This window comes from Collinsella aerofaciens (genome assembly GCF_039062315.1).
GTDB lineage: Bacteria > Actinomycetota > Coriobacteriia > Coriobacteriales > Coriobacteriaceae > Collinsella > Collinsella aerofaciens_BG.
Map to the genome: position 1 here is coordinate 25,665 of NZ_JBCJBG010000010.1, position 20,523 is coordinate 46,187.

18 protein-coding genes are annotated in these 20,523 nt (G+C 60.4%); 10 read left to right on the top strand and 8 right to left on the bottom strand.

Annotated features, from left to right (window positions below):
• Positions 1-188: 188 nt before the first annotated feature.
• The 3 genes from ABCP74_RS06365 to ABCP74_RS06375 form a co-directional block, all read right to left on the bottom strand.
• Positions 189-1,229 (bottom strand): Gfo/Idh/MocA family oxidoreductase, encoded by a 1,041-nt coding sequence (locus tag ABCP74_RS06365; protein WP_343001280.1) that lies wholly within the window; start codon positions 1,227-1,229, stop codon positions 189-191.
• Positions 1,230-1,298: 69 nt separating this feature from the next.
• Positions 1,299-2,555: an MFS transporter gene (locus tag ABCP74_RS06370; protein ID WP_343001279.1), complete on the bottom strand. Its 1,257-nt coding sequence runs from the start codon at positions 2,553-2,555 to the stop codon at positions 1,299-1,301.
• 65 nt (positions 2,556-2,620) lie between these two features.
• Positions 2,621-3,502, bottom strand: a complete 882-nt coding sequence (locus ABCP74_RS06375) for an SDR family NAD(P)-dependent oxidoreductase (RefSeq protein ID WP_118934451.1) — start codon at positions 3,500-3,502, stop codon at positions 2,621-2,623.
• Between the two features lie 233 nt (positions 3,503-3,735).
• Between ABCP74_RS06375 and ABCP74_RS06380 the strand changes: the two genes are divergently transcribed.
• Positions 3,736-4,614 carry a LysR family transcriptional regulator gene (locus ABCP74_RS06380; protein ID WP_343001278.1) on the top strand — a complete coding sequence of 293 codons (879 nt, stop codon included), beginning with the start codon at positions 3,736-3,738 and terminating at the stop codon, positions 4,612-4,614.
• Positions 4,615-4,733: 119 nt separating this feature from the next.
• Positions 4,734-5,825, top strand: coding sequence for a GGDEF domain-containing protein (locus ABCP74_RS06385; protein WP_343001277.1), 1,092 nt, complete (start codon positions 4,734-4,736; stop codon positions 5,823-5,825).
• A 180-nt stretch (positions 5,826-6,005) separates the two neighbouring features.
• Here the strand turns inward: ABCP74_RS06385 and ABCP74_RS06390 are convergent, their stop codons facing one another.
• From ABCP74_RS06390 to ABCP74_RS06400, 3 genes are read right to left on the bottom strand one after another with little or no spacing between them, the layout of a single operon-like run.
• Positions 6,006-7,925, bottom strand: a complete 1,920-nt coding sequence (locus ABCP74_RS06390) for an ABC transporter ATP-binding protein (RefSeq protein WP_343001276.1) — start codon at positions 7,923-7,925, stop codon at positions 6,006-6,008.
• Positions 7,918-9,732, bottom strand: a complete 1,815-nt coding sequence (locus tag ABCP74_RS06395) for an ABC transporter ATP-binding protein (protein WP_343001275.1) — start codon at positions 9,730-9,732, stop codon at positions 7,918-7,920. Before ABCP74_RS06395 ends, ABCP74_RS06390 begins: the two co-directional genes overlap by 8 nt.
• Positions 9,725-10,228, bottom strand: a complete 504-nt coding sequence (locus ABCP74_RS06400) for a MarR family winged helix-turn-helix transcriptional regulator (protein ID WP_343011760.1) — start codon at positions 10,226-10,228, stop codon at positions 9,725-9,727. The genes ABCP74_RS06395 and ABCP74_RS06400 overlap by 8 nt, the downstream gene beginning before the upstream one ends.
• Before the next feature lie 491 nt (positions 10,229-10,719).
• On the opposite strand from ABCP74_RS06400, the gene ABCP74_RS06405 reads away from it, so the two are divergent.
• The 3 genes from ABCP74_RS06405 to ABCP74_RS06415 all read left to right on the top strand — a co-directional run bounded on the left by ABCP74_RS06405 (position 10,720) and on the right by ABCP74_RS06415 (position 13,412).
• A complete protein-coding gene (locus ABCP74_RS06405; protein ID WP_343001273.1) occupies positions 10,720-11,544 on the top strand; it encodes a PfkB family carbohydrate kinase in 825 nt (274 codons plus the stop codon).
• On the top strand, positions 11,537-11,866 hold the full coding sequence (locus tag ABCP74_RS06410; protein WP_343001272.1) for a TIGR04076 family protein: 330 nt from the start codon (positions 11,537-11,539) through the stop codon (positions 11,864-11,866). The genes ABCP74_RS06405 and ABCP74_RS06410 overlap by 8 nt, the downstream gene beginning before the upstream one ends.
• A gap of 184 nt (positions 11,867-12,050) precedes the next feature.
• Positions 12,051-13,412, top strand: coding sequence for an ATP-binding protein (locus ABCP74_RS06415; protein ID WP_343001271.1), 1,362 nt, complete (start codon positions 12,051-12,053; stop codon positions 13,410-13,412).
• 46 nt (positions 13,413-13,458) lie between these two features.
• On the opposite strand, the gene ABCP74_RS06420 is transcribed toward ABCP74_RS06415, so the two are convergent.
• Complete coding sequence (locus tag ABCP74_RS06420; RefSeq protein ID WP_343001270.1) at positions 13,459-13,905, bottom strand: low molecular weight protein-tyrosine-phosphatase; 447 nt, start codon at positions 13,903-13,905, stop codon at positions 13,459-13,461.
• Positions 13,906-13,950: 45 nt separating this feature from the next.
• A complete protein-coding gene (locus tag ABCP74_RS06425; RefSeq protein ID WP_425458552.1) occupies positions 13,951-15,201 on the bottom strand; it encodes an MFS transporter in 1,251 nt (416 codons plus the stop codon).
• A 252-nt stretch (positions 15,202-15,453) separates the two neighbouring features.
• Between ABCP74_RS06425 and ABCP74_RS06430 the strand changes: the two genes are divergently transcribed.
• The 5 genes from ABCP74_RS06430 to ABCP74_RS06450 all read left to right on the top strand — a co-directional run bounded on the left by ABCP74_RS06430 (position 15,454) and on the right by ABCP74_RS06450 (position 20,501).
• Positions 15,454-16,323, top strand: coding sequence for a hypothetical protein (locus ABCP74_RS06430; protein ID WP_343001268.1), 870 nt, complete (start codon positions 15,454-15,456; stop codon positions 16,321-16,323).
• Between the two features lie 113 nt (positions 16,324-16,436).
• Complete coding sequence (locus ABCP74_RS06435) at positions 16,437-17,330, top strand: aldose 1-epimerase family protein (RefSeq protein ID WP_217108334.1); 894 nt, start codon at positions 16,437-16,439, stop codon at positions 17,328-17,330.
• A gap of 278 nt (positions 17,331-17,608) precedes the next feature.
• Positions 17,609-18,535 carry a transporter substrate-binding domain-containing protein gene (locus tag ABCP74_RS06440; RefSeq protein WP_217108333.1) on the top strand — a complete coding sequence of 309 codons (927 nt, stop codon included), beginning with the start codon at positions 17,609-17,611 and terminating at the stop codon, positions 18,533-18,535.
• A gap of 9 nt (positions 18,536-18,544) precedes the next feature.
• Positions 18,545-19,693, top strand: a complete 1,149-nt coding sequence (locus ABCP74_RS06445; RefSeq protein ID WP_117770543.1) for an amino acid ABC transporter permease — start codon at positions 18,545-18,547, stop codon at positions 19,691-19,693.
• Positions 19,694-19,715: 22 nt separating this feature from the next.
• Entirely contained in the window at positions 19,716-20,501 is a 786-nt protein-coding gene (locus tag ABCP74_RS06450) for an amino acid ABC transporter ATP-binding protein (RefSeq protein ID WP_117770544.1), read from the top strand.
• Positions 20,502-20,523: the final 22 nt, after the last annotated feature.

Sequence of the window (20,523 nt, forward strand, 5' to 3'; positions counted from 1 at the left end):
GATAGGCCCATTTCGTGGCGGACGAACCAAGCTGAGGCGCAAAATAGCCCCCGCCCCAGAAAAATCGTCGTCAAGGTAGCAAAATGCCCCGCGGGCGGGAGGCCGCTCGCGGGGCAAAAAAGAGGGGCATATTTGTGGCGGGCCGAGGGGCTCGGCATGGGGTTTCTGCCGCGGTCCGCCCTAAGGCGTTACAGCTCGACGAGCTGGCCGGTCTCGGCGGCTTCCTTGATGGCGTTGAGAAGCGTGAGCGTCTTGACGTTATCGGCGGGGGTCACGACGGGCTCGACCTCGCGGCGGACAACCTTCACAAAGTGCTTGAGCTGCATCTTGTGCGGCAGTGCCGGGTCGACGGCCGGAATCTCCATCTGCAGCGGCTTGTGCCAGTTGGAGGCGCCGTCGTAGGAGAACTGGTGCAGGCGGGGCAGCGAAAGGGCACCCAGGGTTCCGCCGATAAAGTAGGCGTCGGCGTCGAAGGGGCGGTACTGCGGATCCTCGCGAGCGGTGGCCTCCCAGTTCCAGGGGCTGGCGGTGGCGTCGGAGATGGTCATGCTCGCGAGCGCGCCATCGGCAAAACGGACGTTGACCACGGCGGAGTCCTCGGTCTCAAAACCGCGGGCGGCGCTGGACTGCATACCCTGGACGGCAACGGGCTCGCCCAGCAGATAGCGGAGCAGGTCGACGTCGTGAACCAGGTTGACCAGGATCGGGCCGGCACCCTTCTTGCGGCGCCACTCGACATCGAAGTACTCGTCATTCTTATAGATCATGTAGTGGAAGCTCGACACGGTGAGCTTGCCCAGCTCGCCGGACTCGATGATCTCCTTGGCCTTGTTGACGAAGGGGTTGTGGCGACGGTGCTGGCCCACGAGCACGGGCACGCCGGCGGTCTCGGCCTCGGCGGCGAAGGCCTGGGCATCCTCGAGATCGTTGGAGATCGGCTTTTCGACCAACGGCACGATGTTGCGCTTCACAGCCTCGCGGGCAACGCCCAGGTGCAGGTCGTTGGGGGTGGCGATAATGACGGCCTCGGGCTTGACCTCGTCCATCATCTGGGCGGGATCGGTGTAAAACGGCACGCCGGCGGCCTCGGCCGTGGCACGGGCGCCTTCAAAGGCGTCGGCGATGGCGACGAGCTCGGCCTCGGCCTCCTCGGTGACAAAGCGGATGTGGTTGCGGCCCATGGCGCCGGCGCCGATAACGGCAATGCGGACGGGGTTGAGCTCAGACATTTCGACTCCTTAATACTGGTGACCGGTGGAATGCGACAAAGGGGCTGTTCCTTTGTCGCATCGGTAAAACTAGGCGGACTTCTTCTTGCTGTCGGAGACCATCATGTAGACGGTGAGCACGACGGCGATGGCGGCGATCACAATAGCGCCGTAGAAGGACTGCTGGTAGGCGGCGCTGCCGGCCTCGGCGTGATACAGCACGGCGGTGATGGGCTGGCTGATCCAGGTGGAAGCGGCGTAGCCCAAAAACATGATGCCGTAGTTGACGCCGATGTTGCTGGTACCGAAGGCGCCACCGGTGAGCGGCGGGTAGATGACGAGCAGAGCGCCAAAGCTAAAGCCGAGCAGGGCGAGCGCCACAAAGAACATGCTCTGCGTAAAGCTCATCGACATGATGACGAGGGCGACGATGGTGACGACAAGGCTGATGAGCAGCGACTTGTAGGCACCGAGCTTGTCGATGATCTGACCAAAGGACAGGCGACCGACCAGGTTGGCGCAGGTGTTGACGGAGACGACCACGCCGCCGAGGGCGACGGCTGCGGCGCTCGTGGGGTCGGTGAAGAGCTGGACGGCGGCGATGGAGGCAACCTTGCCGACGAGCAGGGTGCCCGCGGTGGCGGCAAAGGCGAAGGTGATGATGAGGACCCAGAAGCGCGGGGTCTTGACCATCTCGCCCGGGGTGAGGTCGCCGAAGGTGCCGGCGTGCGCGCCGCCCTTGGGGGCCTCGAAGCCTTCGGGTAGCCAGCCGGCCTCGGGGGCCTTCAGGAACAGGGCAGAGGCGGCGATCATCACAAAGAAGATGACGCCGAGTGCCTTAAGGGCGCCAAAGATACCCAGGCTCGGGATGAGCAGCGAGGCGAGCACCGGGGACAGCACGGCGGGGCCGGCGGTCGAAGCGGCCAGGGTGATGCCGGAGGCGAGACCCTTCTTGTCGATGAACCACTTTTGGCCGGTGGTGAGCGCGGGGTTGTAGCCCAGGCCGTTGCCGATGGCGGCGACGAGCGAGAACCACAGGTAGAACTGCCACGGCTCGGTGACGGTGCCGGACATGAACCAGCCCACGCCGTAGCACACGGCGGCGGCGATCACGACGTTGCGCGGGCCGATCTTATCGGAGATGCGGCCGGCGAAGATGCCCGTCACGGCCATGATGGTCTGAAAGACCGGGAAGGCCCAGGTAAGAGCGCTGGACCACTCGGGGTAGACGGCGAGCAGGTTCTTGCTCACGACGGAATACAGCGCGATGGAGCTGATGAAGAACATGGTGACGCACGCGGCGGAAAGCACGACGGCGCGACCCTTGTTGGAGTTGGTGGAAGCCATTGGACTCTTTCTAATCGATATGGGGGAGGAGCGGGCGTATCCGCGGGCCTCCCTGTTAGGTTGGTTTACTGGTCAGTCGGCTTGGCGACGCCGGACTCATCGGACCAAAGCTCGACACCCTTGTTCTTGAGGTAGTTGTCGGCATAGGCGCGACGGCCGCCGGGCTTGGCGGTGAGGTCGCCCATCATGTTGGAGAAGCCGCCGTCGACCTTGATGGCGTCGCCGGTGGTAAAGTCCGAGCGCTTGGACGCCAGGAACATGACGGCGTTGGCGATATCGCTAACCTCGCCGATGCGGCGCGTGGCGATCAGGCGGCTGCGGCTCTTTTCGACCTCGGGGTCGGCGTAGAAGTTGGCCGACATCGGGGTCTTAACGAAGCAGGGCTCGACGCAGTTGGAGCGGACGCCGTAAGGGCCCCACTCGGCGGCGAGCATCTTGGACATCATGTTGACGCCCGCCTTGGTGGAGCTGTACACGCCCGAGAACGTCTCGGGGGAGTGGCTGGCGACGGTCGAGATGTGCACCAGGCGGCCCTGGCCGGCCTTGATCATCTCGCGACCAAAACGCTGCGAGGTGATGAAGTAGCCGGTGAGGTTGACGTTGAGCACCTGCTCCCAGTCGCTCAGCGGCAGGTCCTCCATGGCGGCGAAGCGCAGGATGCCGGCGGTGTTGACGAGAACGTCGACGCGGCCGAAGTCGGCGATGGTGGCGTCGACGGCAGCCTGAACCTCGGCCTCGTCGGTGGCGTTCATCTTGTAACCCTCGGCGTGGATGCCAAACTCAGCGGCGAGGTCGGCGGCAGCGGCCTTGACCTTCTCTTCGTCCAGGTCGAGCAGGACGACGTTGGCGCCGTTGCGGGCGAACTCGCGGCAAATCTCGACGCCCATACCGCCGAGCGCGCCAGTCACGGCGCAGACATCGCCCTCGAGCTTAAGCCAATTGCTCATAGGAACTTCCCTTCTTGTGCCTCCCGGTGGGTCGCTCCCATTAATCGACCCACGTGGTTTTCGCTGGTTATCGTATGCTTTGCATTTGCGCAGGTGAATTGCATATTTGTTAGAATGGCGTTAACTGTAGGTTTACACCGTGCGATGCAGTTTTTTCTCAATTGAGCGCGTGACCTGCCAAAACGACCCCCTTCGGTAGTTCATTGCCATGCGTCTGGAAACAGGAGATTGACGTGTACGATCGACGACTCGAGGCCATATCGGCCGCCGCGGAGCTGGGAAGCTTCTCACGGGCGGCGGCAAAATTGCGCGTGTCGACTCCGGCGCTCGTCAAACAGGTGTCGGGATTTGAGGCCGAGTTTGGCATCATGCTGTTCGAACGCTCGCACTCGGGCGTTAAAGTGACGCCGGCCGGCGCCCTGCTGGTGGACGACGCGCGCTCGATCATGCGGCAGTCCGAGGACGCGCTGCGCCGTGCCAGACGCGCGGCGGGCGATGGCGGTGCCGTGCGTCTGGGCGTGTCGATGATGTGCCCGGGGCGCCAAACGCTGTCGATGTGGTCGGACATTCACGATCTGGAACCGTCGCTGCGATTTGAGATCGTGCCGGTAAGCGACCTCTATGACGAGCGCGAATCCGTCATGCGCAGCCTTGGTCGCGAGGTGGATGTAGTGCAGTCGAGTTTTTCGACCCCACGCTGGGGTGATGCCTGCCAAAAGCTCCGCATCGTTAACGTGCCGTTTTATATCGACCTGCCGCGTACGAGCCCGCTGGCGCGCAAGACGCGCATCACGGTTGCCGACTTAGAGGGCATGCGCCTGCGCGTGCTCCGTCACGGCAACGACGCAATGGACAGTCTGCGCATCGACCTTCTGGCCGACGGCGGCGTTGACGTGATCGACGTGGACAGCTTTGACTTTGCGCTCTTTAACGAGGCGGAGGAAAAGGGCGACGCGGTGCTCACCTGCGGAGCGTGGTCGGGGGTGCACCCAGCCTTTGTGGGCGTGCCGTTCCTGTGCGGCCGCGAGGTGCCGGTCTTTCTGCACTACCCGCTCGAGCCCACCCTCCAAGTCCAAAAATTCGTCAACGCTATGGCACAACTTCTCAAATAGCTATCGTGTCGATGATTCTTTAATCCCCGTCCTAGAAAAATCATCTGGTAGAGTTGACCTCACGTGAATTTCAGCACACTGTGTGCTACCTGCACTTTTGTCATTTGAGGAGTGAACTTGTGAATGCTTCTGTCGCCAAGAAAGCCAGTCGGGCGATGCGCCTGCTCATGATGGTGCTCACGGCAGTTCTCATCTTCTTCTTCATTAATGTTATGCTGCTCGTCTCCGATATCCAGGGCACGGCGCGCGTGGTCAACTACGCCGGTCTGGTGCGCGGTACCACGCAGCGAATCGTTAAGCTCGAGGACGCGGGCCAGCCTCAAGATGACCTGCTCAAAGCCGTGGATTCATACATCAACGGTTTGCGTTACGGAAGTGACGACCTCAACCTCGTCCGTCTCGACGACGATGAGTATCAGGCAAAGATGACCGAGCTTGCAAATTATTATGATGAGCTTTGCGCCGAGATTAGCCGCGTGCGCGAAGTCGGCTACGAGAGCACCGACATCATCTCCATGAGCGAGGAGTTCTTTGGCATTTGCGACGATGCTACGCGACTCGCAGAGGACTACTCTCAGGAGAAGGCGTCGGCGCTCAACTATCTCGAGGGCTTGGTGATCATCGACATCGTGGGCTTGGTGGCGACCTTTGCGGTCGAACTTGTTCGCGCGGTGCGCACTGCCGCGCTCAACCGCGAGCTGCAGAGCAAAGTCTATCTCGACGAAGCCACGGGACTGCCCAACAAGAACAAGTGCGAGGAGATCTTGGGGCAGGAGCGGCCTGTCTCCGCGGAGGCGCCCGTTGCGGTGTGCGTCTTCGACCTTAACAATCTGCATACGGTCAATAACAACTTCGGCCACGAGAAGGGCGACGAATACATCCGTTCTTTTGCCCAGCAGCTGGGGTGCGTGGCGTCCGAGACCTGCTTTGTGGGCCGCGACGGTGGCGATGAGTTTATCGCGGTGCTGCGGGATGCCGATCGAGCTGCCGTGGAGTCCTGTCTCGCTCGGGTTCGTGCGAACGTGAACGAGTATTCCGAGGCTCACCCCGACATGCCTATCAGCTATGCGGTGGGCTACGCGCTTTCCAGTGATTTTGACGAACCGCCTACGATGCGCGAGCTCTTTTCCCAGGCCGACAAAAACATGTACATCGACAAGAACCGCGTAAAGACAGCTGAGGCAGCCGGGCTGCAACGCGAGGAACGGTAAGCTTGTAACAAAGGGCATAGAAAAGCCTCCGCAGCTCGTGTGGCTGCGGAGGCTTTATTCGTTGCGGCGCATTGTGTTTGGGTCGTTGAGATGAGTCGATTTGCCCCGAAAGAGGAGGGCATTGACCTTAGGGTCATGCCCGACGAATGAGCAGCAAATCGGCCATCTCGGCGGGCCGAACTACTCCAGCTCAAACGCTCCGGTATAGAGCTGGTAGTAATACCCGCGCTTGGCGATCAGCTCGTCGTGGTTGCCGCGCTCGATGATGCGGCCGTGGTCCAGGCAGATGATCGCGTCGGAGTTGCGCACGGTGGACAGGCGGTGCGCGATGACAAATGTCGTGCGGCCCTCCATGAGCTTGTCCATGCCGGCCTGCACGATAGCCTCGGTGCGGGTGTCAATGCTCGACGTGGCCTCGTCCAGAATCATTGCCGGCGGATCGGCGACGGCGGCGCGTGCGATCGAAATCAGCTGACGCTGGCCCTGCGACAGCTGCGCGCCGTTGCCGGTGAGCATGGTGTCGTAGCCGTCGGGCAGGCGGGTGATAAAGTCATCCGCGCCCGCGAGCTTGGCCGCCGCGATGCACTCCTCGTCGGTGGCGTCCAGGTTGCCGTAGCGGATGTTATCCATCACGGTGCCGGTGAACAGGTTCACGTCCTGCAGCACCACGCCCAGCGAGCGGCGCAGGTCTGCCTTGCGGATCTTGTTGACGTTGATGCCGTCGTAGCGGATCTTGCCGTCGGCAATGTCATAGAAGCGGTTGATGAGGTTGGTGATGGTCGTCTTGCCGGCACCGGTGGCGCCGACAAACGCGACCTTCTGGCCCGGCTTGGCAAACACGGACACGCCGTGCAACACCTCGTGGTCGGGCGTGTAGCCAAAGTCGACGTTGTCCATGACCAGGTCGCCGCGCAGCGGCACGTACTCGATCTCGCCGGTTGCGCGGTGCGGATGTTTCCACGCCCACATGCCGGTGTGGTGGTCGGCCTCCTCGAGCTGCCAGGTGTCGGGGTTCACCTGAGCGTTGACGAGCGTCACATAGCCCTCGTCGGCCTCGGGCTTCTCGTCGATGAGCTCAAAGATACGGTCGGCGCCGGCGAGGCCCATGACCACGGCGTTGATCTGCTGCGAGATCTGGCCGATCTGTCCGCAGAACTGCTTGGTCATGTTGAGGAACGGCACCACGACGGCGATGGACAGTGCCATGCCCGAGATGCTCAGGTTGGGCACGCCCAGCGCCAGGAAAATGCCGCCTGCCAGTGCGACCAGCACGTAGAGCAGGTTGCCCAGGTTCATAAGGATGGGCATGAGGATGTTGGCGTACATGTTGGCCTTCTGCGAGACCTCGAAGAGCTTTTCGTTGCGCTCGTCAAAATCGGCCTCGGCGGCAGACTCGTGGCAGAATGCCTTGACGACCTTCTGGCCGTTCATGACTTCCTCGATATGGCCCTCGACAACGCCGAGCTCGGTCTGCTGCGCAATAAAGAAGCGCGCGGAGCTGGAGCCGAGCAGCTTGGTCATAAAGGTCATAAAGGCGACGCCTGCCACAATGACCAGGCACATCCAAACGCTGTAGTACAGCATGATAAAGAACACCGTGACGATGACGATGGTCGTCATGAGCAGGTTGGGCAGCGACTGGCTGATCATCTGGCGCAGCGTGTCGATGTCGTTGGTGTAGTGGCTCATGATGTCGCCGCGCTGGTGCGTGTCGAAGTAGCGAATCGGCAGGTCCTGCATGCGGTTGAACATCTTCTCGCGCAGCTTCTCGAGCGAGCCCTGCGTGACGATGGCCATGGCGCGGTTCCAGAACAGCGAGGACAGGATGCCGACGCCGTAGATGCAGGCGAGGGTGGTCACGAGCTGTGCGATCTTGGGCTGTGCAGCTTCCCAATCGCCCGACTGCCACGATTCGCTAATAATCTGCAGGGCGCTCTGAAGGAAGGTCGCGCCGATGGAGTTGATGATGGCGCAGAGCACCACGCCGACGACGACGAGGGGCAAAAGCACGGGGTAGAAGCCAAAGAGCGTCTTGATGAGGCGCGACATGGTGCCACCCTTGCGGTTGAGCGCGCGCTCGGCGGTCGTTGCCTTACTCATGTGCCTCGCCTCCTTCCTGGGTCTGAGCTTGTGTTGCGGATGCCTCGGTGTCGGCTTCGACGGCCTCTTCGCCCTCGGCAGACATCTTGTTCTGCGAGGTAAAGGTCTCACGGTAGATCTCGCTCGTCTTGAGCAGCTCATCGTGGTTGCCGATCTGCGCGATGCGGCCGCCCTCCATGACGATGATGCGATCGGCGTCCTGCACGGAGCTAATGCGCTGGGCGATGATGAGCTTGGTCGTGTTGGGCAGATAGCTTGCCAGCCCCGCGCGGATCTTGGCGTCGGTCTTGGTGTCGACGGCGCTGGTGGAGTCGTCCAGGATCAAGATCTTGGGGCGACGCAGCAGGGCACGCGCAATGCACAGGCGCTGCTTCTGACCGCCCGAGACATTGGAGCCGCCCTGCTCGATCCAGGTGTCATAGCCCTTGGGGAAGCCATCGACAAACTCGTCGGCGCAGGCCAGATGTGCCGCCTCGCGGACCTCTTCGTCGGTGGCGTTCGGGTCGCCCCAACGCAGGTTCTCGGCAATGGTGCCGCTAAACAGCACGTTTTTCTGCAGCACCATGGCCACTTGGTGACGCAGAGCGTCCAAGTCGTAGTCGCGCACATCCACGCCGCCCACGCGCACGGTACCTTCGGTGGTGTCGTACAGACGGGCGATGAGGTTTACGAGCGTGGACTTGGCCGAGCCGGTGCCGCCGATGATGCCGATGGTCTCGCCGCTCTTAATGTGCAGGTCGATATTGTCGAGCGCCTGGCGCTTCGCATGCGCGGAATACTTAAAGCTCACGTGGTCAAAGTCGATGGAACCGTCGGCAACCTCGAGCACGGGCTCGGCGGGATCGGCGATCGTGGGCTCGGCGGCCAGCACCTCGGTAATGCGGTGTGCCGATTCGTCGGCCATGGTCACCATGACAAAGATCATCGACAGCTGCATCAGACTCATGAGGATTTGGAAGCCATAGGTAAAGATCGAGGAGAGCTGGCCCACGTCGAACAGCGTGCCCTGGCTCGTGATGATGAGCTTGGAGCCCAGGTAGATGATGACGACAAACGCGCCGTTGACGCAGATGTTCATCATGGGGTTGTTAAGGGCAAGCAGCTTCTCGGCGCGGGTGAAGTCCATCTGGACGTCGCGCGCAGAGGTCGCGAACTTCTCCTTCTCAAAGTCTTCGCGCACATAGCTCTTAACTACGCGCATGCCGGTGACGTTTTCCTCAACGGACTCGTTAAGGGCGTCGTACTTGTGGAACACGCGCGAGAAGATGGGGCGCACCTTAAAGATGATAAAGAACAACCCAAAGCCCAGCAGCGGAATGATGACCAGGTAGACCATGGCGACGCTGCCGCCCATGATAAATGCCATGGTAAAGGCGAAGATCAATACCAGCGGCGCGCGCACGGCGATACGGATGATCATCATAAAGGCCTGCTGCACGTTGTTGATATCGGTGGTCAGGCGCGTGACGAGCGAGGAGCTTGAGAACTCATCGATGTTGGCAAAACTGAACGTCTGGATCTTGTAGAACAGGTCGTGACGCAGGTTCTTAGCGAAGCCGCAACTCGCATGGCTGCAGGTGACGCCGGCAGCGGCGCCAAAAGCAAGCGACGTCAGCGCGATGAGCACCAAAAAGCCCGCGGTGGGAAGCATCTCGGCTACGGTGGCGCCGTCTTTGATGGCATCGATCAGGTTGGCGGTGATAAATGGAATCAGCATCTCGCAGAGCACCTCGCCAAGCACGAGCAATGGCGTGGCAACAGTGACTTTCATATAGTCGCGGATGCTGCCCATGAGGGTTTTAATCATCCAGTTCCTCCCAGGTTACACGGATTTTCTCGAGCATTTCGGCGAGGTCCTCGCGCTCGTCGTGGGTGAGGGCACTAAAGGCCTGCTCTCTAAAGCGAATGTGGGCTGCCTGCTCAACGCGGGCCTTTTCCCATCCCGCATCGGTCAGGCGGATGGTGAGCTGCCGACGGTCTTTGGGATTGCGACTGCGCTCGATAAGACCGCCCAGTTCGAGCTTGGACAGAATCTCGGAAAGGGACCCCGGCTTGAGGTCGAAGTGCATGCCGAGCTCTTGTTGGGACAGCTCGCCGGTCGGCTGCTTGGCGAGCAGGCAGACGATGGGCGCCTTGCCAGATATGCCGCCGCCGTGAAAATGCATGTAATGGCCGCAAAACCCCAGCCCATGGAGGATTCTCTTGGCGAGACGGTCCTCCTTGGACTGAGTCTCGGGCTCGTCTGCCGGCTGCGAGGGGTCGTCGCCGGGTTCATGCGGATGGGCGTGTGGTTCAACACACATATCTAATCTTCGCTCCTTTCTTTAGTTAGGTAGATGAATTGTTTTGTGCCTAACTAATCTAGGAGCGTGAGAAATAAATGTCAAGGTACCAAACTAGTGGTTACGCGGTTTTACCAAACCGCGTAACGGCTCGACGCTGCAAGCCCGCCAGAGCGGCAATCTACCTTTCAACTTCGGCGGCATGACCAGAAGGTCAATGCCGCCTCGTTTCAAGGCACCTTGCTCGCTCTGGCGGGCTTTCGCTGACTTTGCCAAAACATCGGCGTTGCCCGACTAGTCGTTTTGGCACTTGGGACGTTCCTCTTGTGCCGGTAGATGGGGACACTTCTTGTCAAGGGATTGGTGCAGGGGACAGGCTGCTCTCTCATTTCCGAAACCTTTCCGCAACAATTCGTCCTCCGCGGCGCCAGCGCCCGTTCACAACGTCCCCTGCGCTACACTTAGTTGCACTATGGCGCCATCGTGCCGCGCCCGACCCAAGGGGGACTCTCATGAAGAACACTCAGCTGCTGCTGATCAACGATATGTGCGGCTACGGCAAGGTCGCGCTTTCCGCCATGCTGCCGGTGCTGTCGCACATGGGTTACCGTATCCACAACCTGCCGACGGCACTTGTGTCCGATACGCTCAACTATCCCAAGTTCTACATCCATGACACCACCGAGTACGTGCGCCAGAGCCTCGCTATCTGGGAGGAGCTCGGGTTTGAGTTCGACGCCATCTCGACCGGCTTTATCGTGACCGAGGAAGAGACGCGCATCATCTCGGACTTTTGCCATCGCCGTGCGCAAAAGGGCACCAAGGTGTTCGTCGACCCCATCATGGGCGACAACGGCAAGCTCTACGCCGGCGTGCCCGAGTCCACGATCGGTCTCATGCGCAGCCTGCTCGAGTGCGCTGACTATGCGGTGCCAAACTACACCGAGGCATGCCTGCTCACCGATACGCCCATTGCCGAGCAAATCACGCCTGATGAGGGCCGCGCTCTTGTGGATGCCGTGCGTGTCCTGGGCGCCAAGTCGGTGGTCATTACGAGTGCTGTGGTCGACGGTGCGAATGTCGTCATCGGTTACAACCATGTGGCGGGGGAGTACTTTACGATTCCCTTCGACCTGATACCGGTCTACTTCCCGGGCACGGGCGACACGTTCTCGGCGGTGCTTGTCGGCCGCGTTATGGCCGGTTGGAGCCTGCAACGCGCGACGAGCGATGCCATGCGTGTGGTAGCGGAGCTCATCGAGCGCAATGCCGACCAGGAGGATAAGTCCGCCGGCCTGCCCATCGAGGCCTGCCTGGATGTGATCGACCATGAGTAACGCCGACGAGAGCGGCACCGAGGCCACGGGCGAGAACAAGCCGCTCGGCGCACCGCGTGGCAAGCGCCCACGTATTCGCATTAGCTGCGTTGACCAGCTGGGCACATGCCGCTGCCACCACGGTCACAAGCCGGGCGACGTTTTTGACTTCGACCGCGATCGCGGCAAGATGTGCGCCATGGCCTGCCATGTGGGCTTTCCCTATATCGATATCCTGCGCTACGGCGGAACCGTGCCTGGCAACGAGCCCGGTACGGCAAAGTTCTGCTGCCCCGAGGTCGATACGCTGAACGTCTGGCTTGCCGAGATCGTTGACGAGTAGCTGAGCGCAATGTGACAAAGGGACAGTTCTTTTGTCACATTCGCCGGTGGTGCCCCTTCTATTATGCTTGTAATCTCAAATCTCTGCATTTCATCCGATTTTAGGTTCTAAAAATTCTGCGTTTCATCGATAATCAAGCGTATAAAACTTTGCATTTCATTTGATGACACTGAGGGGAGAGCCTATGCTGCGCAGGAAAATAGCGGCAGAACTGGAGCATTGGCTGAAGTCTGCCGAGCAAAAGGCCTTATTCATTACGGGTTCTCGCCAGATCGGCAAAAGCTATTCGATTCGCGCATTTGGCAAAGCCAACCATGCAACCTACATCGAGCTTAACCTCATGGAAAACCGCCAGGCAAAAGATGCTCTTCTCGAGGCGCGGGATGCCGATGATTTCATCAGCAGGGTGACGCTTCTTTCGGGAAAGTCGATTGCACCAGGCAAAACGCTCGTGTTTATCGATGAGGTCCAAGAAGCCCCCGACATCATGACGATGGCAAAGTTCCTTGTTGAGGACGGGAGGTGCCGTTGGGCGTTTTCGGGGTCAATGCTCGGGACTCAGTTCAAGGGCGTCAGGTCCTATCCCGTGGGGTATGTCCACGAGCTTAGGATGTTCCCGCTCGATTTTGAGGAGTTTTGCTGGGCAATCGGGGTGAGCGAGGGGGCTCGCCAAACGATACGTGACGCGTGCATCAGCGAGAGGCCCATTCCTGATTACATTCATGACGCGATGATGGCAAACTTCAGGACCTATACCGTTGTCGGCGGAATGCCGGAGGTCGTGCAGCGTTTCCTTGACACGCAGGGCGACCTTGCCTCTGTTCGTCAGCTACAGTCAGAGCTCAACGAACAGTACCGGCGGGATATCCCCAAGTATGCAAGCGGGCGAGCCCTTCAGGTGCAGAGCATCTACGATCAGCTCCCTATTATGCTCGAGGGCGAAAACAAGCGTTTCGTGCTCAATTCCATTGACCCCAAGGCTCACTACGAGAAGTATCAGCGAGATTTTGTATGGCTTGTCGATGCCGGCGTTGCTCTCAAAGCCGATATCGTAACCGAGCCAAAATCGCCCCTGCTCAAGACGGCACGGCCATCGCAGTTCAAGCTATATCAATCGGATACGGGCATGTTGATGGCGCGCTACCCCGTTGGAGTCGCCCAAGCGGCGTATCTTGATAGCAAGGAGCCCAATCTGGGCGGCATTTACGAAAACGTGGTGGCCCAGCAGCTGGCTGCCCAAAACCGCCAGCTTTACTACTATCAGACAAAAAAGCGCGGTGAAGTGGACTTTGTGGTCGATGGACCGGATGGGACGGCTGTTCCGATCGAGGTTAAATCGGGCTCCTATTACCACGCGCACGCTGCGCTCGGTCATGTGCTTGATACGGCTGAATATGGCGTAAGGCTCGGGATTGTTTTCTCGAGAGGCAACGTTGAGCGCAACGGAGCGGTTCTCTATTTGCCGCTATATGCGATCTGGGCCCTTTCGGATGTTTTGGGCGACTCCTGCGCCGAGGGGATAAAGCTGGAGGTCAAGCCGGTCTAGGGCCAGTTCCCGATGCGACAAAGGCGTGGCCCGCGACCTCGCTTGCCTACAGCTGCTCGAGCATGGCCGTGCAGCCGGCGAGCACATCGCGGTAGGTGGCATCGAAGTTGCCGGTGTACCAGGGATCGGCCACGTCGCCGGGGCGATCGGTCCAATCGAGCAGGCGCGAGATCTTGCCATCGGGGTCCTTGCCAAAGATGCGACGCAGGCCACGCGCGTTCTCGGCATCCATATAGACAATGTGATCCCAGTCGCCATACTCCGCGCGACGCACCTGGCGTGCACGATGGGCGACGACGGGAATCCCGACCTCGCGCAGCTTGGCAACGGTGCCACGATGCGGCGGATTGCCGATCTCCTCGGTCGATGTCGCGGCGGAATCAATGGCAAACTCCGCCTCGCGCCCAGCGCGGCGCACGAGCTCGGTAAACACGGACTCAGCCATCGTCGAGCGGCAGATATTTCCATAACAGATAAACAGTACACGTTGCATATGTGGTTTCCTTTCGATCGCCATCATCGAGCTCGAGTATCGCATCTACGCCTGCACCCTCGCCCGCTTGCGCTCCCAGCGAGCCAACTTAATCGTCACCAGCGTGAGCGCCCAGGCCACAAGCGAGAACGCGGCGCCCACTGCGCCCACGTACGCAATACCAATGCTGCTTACCACGGCGCCGCCCACTGCGGTGCCAAACGAAATGCCGACATTAAACGCCATGGGTTCTACCGAGCTCGCGAGCACCATCGATTTGGGATGGCGGCTGCGAGCCACGTCCATAAAGTGCGTGATGCACGACACCGAGAACAGGTACATGAGCATCGCCAGGCTAAAGACAAAGACAAGTGCGAGCGGCATGGCAGCGCCTACGGCAAACAGCCCAAACAATGCCACCGCCTGCAGCACAAACGTCACAAGCAGCGCCTTCATGCCAAAGCGCGCATCGATCCATCCGCCCAGGATGTTCGAGATCAGGCAGAACACGCCGTAGGCCATAAGCGTGGTACTGGCTTCGACCGTGCCCATGCCCAGCACCTGCTCAAGATAAGGCGTCACGTAGCCGTAGAACACATAGACCGAGCCCACGCCAAACAAAAAGATAAGCATGCCGGTGATGATACTCGGCTCGCGCAGCAGACTCGCCTGCTCGCGAAAGGTGGCGGGCTCGTCGGTTTGCCCAGCGCGCGGCATAAACGCCACGAGCGCTCCGCAGATCAAAACGGCAAAGGTCAGCGCGCCGCACATGGCAACGTGCCAGTCGAGCGTGTCGGCCACAAACTTACCGATCGAGGTCACAAAGACCATCGCCACGGAAAACGCACCATATACTACCGAGATGGCAAGCGAAGTTTGCTGTGGGGACAGAAGCTCAGGGATGTACGTCACGCCCACGGCGAGCAGCGCACCCGAGACAGAGCCCAGGACAATGCGCGAGATAAAGAGCACCTGGAAGTTGGGCGCCAGTGCCATAAACAAATTGCCAAGCACAAAGACGATGCTATAGCACACGAGCAGCTGGTAGCGGCGAAAACGGCCCGTGCTGAGCGCAAGCGTCGGCGTAGCGATGGCGTAGACGAGCGCGAACACGCTGATGAGCTGGCCCGCAGTGGCAAGTGATACGCCGAGTTCCGTTGCCAAGTCGCTTTCGATGCCGATGACCACGAACTCGGAGCAGCCGAGCGAGAATCCCAACAGCACGAGCAGCGCCAGGCAGAGCTTGGTGCGCGCGGGGGAGAGCGCGGCGGCGGTTGACTTTCTTTTAGGCGTGGTTGCGGCGGTCAAGGTTGTCACTCCAATGTCGCATGAATAAGCGGGATTCAATCCCTGCAACTCTAGCAGAATGTGACAAAGGGGCAGTCCCTTTGTCACATTGCGCTGCCGGCCAGTCGCCCAAACCGTCACAACATTCGATGAAAATCTCGAAATCGAAGAAAAGCGTCGAATGTTGTGACGGTTTTCGTGTTTGGCGCGGGTGAGCTTCCGCGTCATCTGAGGGTATAAGGCTAGCAAGTGTTTATTTGCGAGGCCTAAGGGGCGCCCCGTATGGATATCGATAACTTTGAATGGTGGTATAGCGAGGGTGAGGCTCCGGACGAGGAGTGGGACGAACCCACGCCGCGTGACGTGTCGAGCGACGAGGACGAGACCGGCAACGACGTCGCCGCCGACTCGGACGCCGCCCTCGACCCCGTCGAGCCTCTGACCTTCGAACAAGCCTGGGCCCAGGCCGAGGCAGACGAGGCCAAGGCCGACGCTACGGCCACGCTCGGCGAGCCAGCCGACATGTCGATCTCGCCGGCAAAGACCCCGCAGCCGCGTCACACTATCGACCCCGACAGCACGGCATCCTTCAGTATTCTCGACGTGCCCTCGCAGGGCGCTCAGGCGCCCGCACCCACACGTCGCCCCAATCTGTCTCGCGAGGAAGATGCAGGACGTCGCTCGCCGCTTGGCCCCATCCTTATCGCCTTTATGGCCGGCGTTATCGCATGCTCGGTAATTGGAAACGTCTGGAGCCATGTCGAACAACAGCGAAAAGACGCCGCCAAGGTCGAGATGTCTGTCGAGCAATCGCTCAGCCGCACGCGCTCGGTACATGTGTCGGTCGAGGTCAAGGACGGCGCGACGTGGGACACCGCGCGCGGCGACAGCCAAATGCTCATCCATATCGTGGGGCGCACGCTCAAAGGGCAGACGATTGACGAGTATCAATACGTCAATTCCGCTGGTGACGGCATCGAGCTCAAGCCCGGCGACTACGAGCTCACCGTCGATGAACCGCCCGTCGCCACCGACGGCACGCGCTTCCGTGCCTCAAAGCGCATGGTCCCCGTGAGCTTTAACTCACAGGCGCCCGACACGGTCGACACCACACCGCAGGGCAGGTTCGACCTTTACGTGGATACCCAGTAGGCACTCGCCGCTCATTCCGCTATGGCTACTCAATAATCGCCTGCCGTCCCGTCCCGCCGCCAAGAGTGGGACAATAGCCCTCGACACTATTGTTTACTTTTGGAGGAAGTAGCATGTCTACTGTCACTACCATCAAGCGCGGCGGCCTCACCGCGGCCATCGATTCCATGGGTGCCCAGCTCACGAGCCTTGCCCTCAACGGCAACGAGTATCTGTGGCAGGGCGACCCCGCCTTTTGGGGCAAGCATGCGCCCATCCTGTTCCCCATTGTGGGCTCGCTGCGCAACAACACGGCGACGTCTGCGGCCGGCACCTGCGAGATGCCGCGCCACGGACTCGCGCGCATCGTCGAACACAAGCTGGTCGAGGTTTCGGAGGACGGCTCCTCGGTAACGTACGAGATCACCGACACGCCCGAGTCGCTCAAGGCGTTCCCGTTCCACTTTAAGCTCAACATGACCTATGCCCTGACTGGTGACGCCACACTTACCCAGACCTTTGCCGTCACCAATACCGGCGACGTGGACCTGCCGTTCTCGGTGGGCGGCCACCCCGCGTTTAACGTACCGGCTCCCGGTGCCGAGGACGAGGCATTCGAGGATTACGAGCTGGCGTTTACCGAGGCTTGGACTAATGAGGCTCCCATCATCACGCCCGACGGTCTTATGACGTTCGAGGGCAGTTACAAGGCTCCCGATAACTCGGACGTGCTGCCCATCACGCACCGCAGCTTCGATAACGACGCCATCATGTTCACCGATACCCCGGGCTCCACGCTCACGCTGCGCGGCCGCAAGTCGGGCCACGGCGTCAAGATCGACTTTGAGGGCTTTAAGTACATTGGCGTGTGGTCTGCCGCCAACGACGCCCCGTTTGTGGCGCTCGAGCCCTGGACCGGTCACACCACCATGGACACCGAGGACGACGTCTTTGAGCACAAGGTCAACACCATCACCTTGGCTCCCGGCGCTACCGACAAACGTAGCTTTAGCGTCACCTTGCTCTAGAGGTTCCGCCGTTCTGACGAACGGCGGGCCGGTCGACGCTGCGCGCCGCCCAGAGCGACAATTTGTCATTCAAAAGGCATGGCATGACCAGAAGGTCTATGCCTTGCCTTTTTCATGCCAACTTGTTTGCTCTGGGCGGCGCTCGCTGGCATTGCCAAAACATCGACGCTCCCAATGACTACCGTGTGTCTATTAATTTTTCGAGCTTGTACTGCGCTGCTGGTCGCTGGCGTATATCCTGTCTTATTGTCAGCAAAACGAAATAGGGAAGGCATCAGATGCAATCTCGACAACAGCGCGGCATGCATGTCCAGCCGATATGCAGCCGTCGCATCTTTTTGGGTAATGCTCTCGCTGCGAGCGCTTCTGTCGTCGCCGGCGCACTTGCCGGTTGCCAGCGTCCCTCCACGCTGGAAGTAGTTCAGCCCACGACGGGCGGCGGTCGCGACGACCTGTCCGATTCCGTGATCGGCAAGGACAAGATCCGTATCGGCATGGAGGCGGCCTACGCCCCGTACAACTGGCAGGTCTCCGAAGCCAGCGAGTACACCATCCCCATCGACAACGTGCAGGGCGCCTATGCCGATGGCTACGACGTGCAGATCGCCAAGATCGTCTGCAAGGCCCTCGGTGGCGAGCCCGTTGCCGTCAAGCAGAGCTTTTCGGGCCTTATCGATTCGCTCAACAACGGCCAAATCGACCTCATCATCGCCGGCATGAGCGCCACGCCCGAGCGCGAAGAGTCGGTCGGCTTCTCCGACCCGTACTTCATTGGCTACTTTGGCCTATTCGTAAAAGAGGGCTCGCCCTACCAAAACGCCACCAAGCTTAGCGACTTTAGCGGTGCCACGGTGCTCGGCCAAAAGGACACCATGCTCGACACCGTCATCGACGAGATCCCGGGCGTTGTGCACAAAAACCCGGTCGACTCCGTCCCCACGGTGTTCTCGAACCTGCTGCAGGGCACCTGCGACGCCGTGACCTACAACACCGAGAACGAGAAGGGCTATATGGCTCAAAACCCGGGCATCGTTCCCATTCATTTTGCCGAAGGCGAGGGCTTTAAGCAGGAGGTCGCGGCAAACGTCGGCTGCCGCAAGGGCTCGGACAAACTGCTTAAGCTCATCGACAAGACACTCAAGGGCATTAGCCAAGAGGAGCGCGACCAAATGTGGGACGCGTGCCTCGACCGTCAGCCGGCATAGGGAGGCAGCATGAAAACCGTCAATCGCCTGGCCTCCTTTATCAAGGCCGATCACCGTTACGTATACCTGGGCACGAGCGTCATCGCGGCGCTTGGCCTGGCGTTTAGCCAGCGCAACCCCACGCCGCTGAGCTTTTTGGCGCCCACTGGCATCTTCCAGGACTGCCTTTGGGCGATCCTGTGGGCCTGGGTCGTCGTGTCGGCGGCGGCACTCGTCACCAAGCTCATGCACTGGAACGACTATCGCGAAAAGTCGCCGTTCGCCTCCGAGCGTTTCCGCCGCGGCGCGCGCCTGGGTAGCTATGTTGTGGTCGCCATCGCAGCGATCTTTTTCGTGGACCGCTGCATCATGTCGTTTATCGACCTGGTGCAGGTGAGCATTGTCTCGGATTCCAACCCCAGCGACTTTTTGTCGAGCCTGGTCTACATGACCTACAAGAGCGGCGACTTCTTCATCCGCGGCATCGAAATCACCATCGCGCTTGCCACCTTCGGCACCGTCATCGCCTTCTTCCTGGCACTGCTCTTTGTGTTTTTGCGCATTCAGACGTTCGACCGCGTGGACAACGACTTGGTGCGTTTCTTTAAGAGTATCGGCCGCGGCTTCGCGACCGTCTACTCCACCATTGTGCGCGGCACGCCCATGATGGTCCAGGGCCTGCTTATCTATTACGCGGGCTTTACCGTTCTGCGCGGCATGGGCTTCGAGACCGCCCAGGCCAACCAGATCTGGAGCACCTTTACCGCCGGCCTCGTCACCATCTCGCTTAACTCCACCGCCTACATGATGGAGGTCCTGCGCGGCGGCATCGAGTCCATCGATCCCGGCCAAGCCGAGGCGGCGCGATCGCTGGGCCTGTCGCAGTGGCAGGCCATGCGCAAAGTCGTGTTCCCCCAGGGCATTAAAAATGCGATTCCGGCGCTCACCAACGAGCTCATCATCAACATCAAGGATTCGTCGGTGCTCTCGGTCATCGGCGTGTTCGACCTTATGTACGCTACTACCACGGTCGCCGGCGTGTACTACCGCCAGATGGAGGTCTACTGCGTGGCGCTCGTGGTCTACCTGATCCTGACGCTCGTGGCGAGCCGCCTGCTCGAAGCCTTTGGCAAAAAGCTCGGTGCCGAGGCTCCGGCCACGCTGCCCAGCTCTAACTAGGCTTAAGACGAGGAGAATCATCATGGCAGATACCGCCACTACCGGCGTTGCGGCCGCCGCACAGACCAATGAGCCGCTCATCCGCGTTGAGGGCCTGCGCAAGAGCTTCGGCTCGCTCGAGGTACTCAAGGGCATCGACCTGTCCGTTAACCCCGGCGAGGTCGTCACCATTATCGGCGCCTCGGGCTCGGGCAAGTCGACCTTCCTGCGCTGCCTCAATCTGCTCGAGACCCCGGACGCGGGCCACATCTGGTTCCACGGCCAGGACCTTACGGCCGAGCGCTGCAATATCAATAAACTCCGCGAGGACATCGGCATGGTGTTCCAGGGCTTTAACCTGTTCAACAACATGGACGTGCTCGACAACTGCACGCTTGCGCCCGTCATGCTCAAAAAGATGAGCAAGGCCGAGGCTGAAAAAATTGCGATGGAGCATCTGACGAGCGTGGGACTCGAAAAGTTCGCGCACGCCGCCGTGGGCCGCCTGTCCGGTGGTCAAAAACAGCGCGTAGCCATCGCACGCGCCCTGTGCATGAATCCGCAGATCATGCTGTTCGACGAGCCGACTTCGGCACTCGACCCCGAGATCGTGGGCGAGGTGCTCGAGGTCATGCGCAAGCTCGCGGCCGACGGCATGACCATGGTCGTCGTCACGCACGAGATGGCCTTTGCCCGAACCGTGTCCGACCGCGTGGTCTTTATGGATAAGGGCGTGGTGCTCGAGGACGCCGCGCCGGCCGAGCTCTTTGGCAACCCCAAACACCAGCGCACCCGCGAGTTCCTCTCGCGTTATCTCGAGGACAAGTAACCGACCGCAAATGTTTGCATGA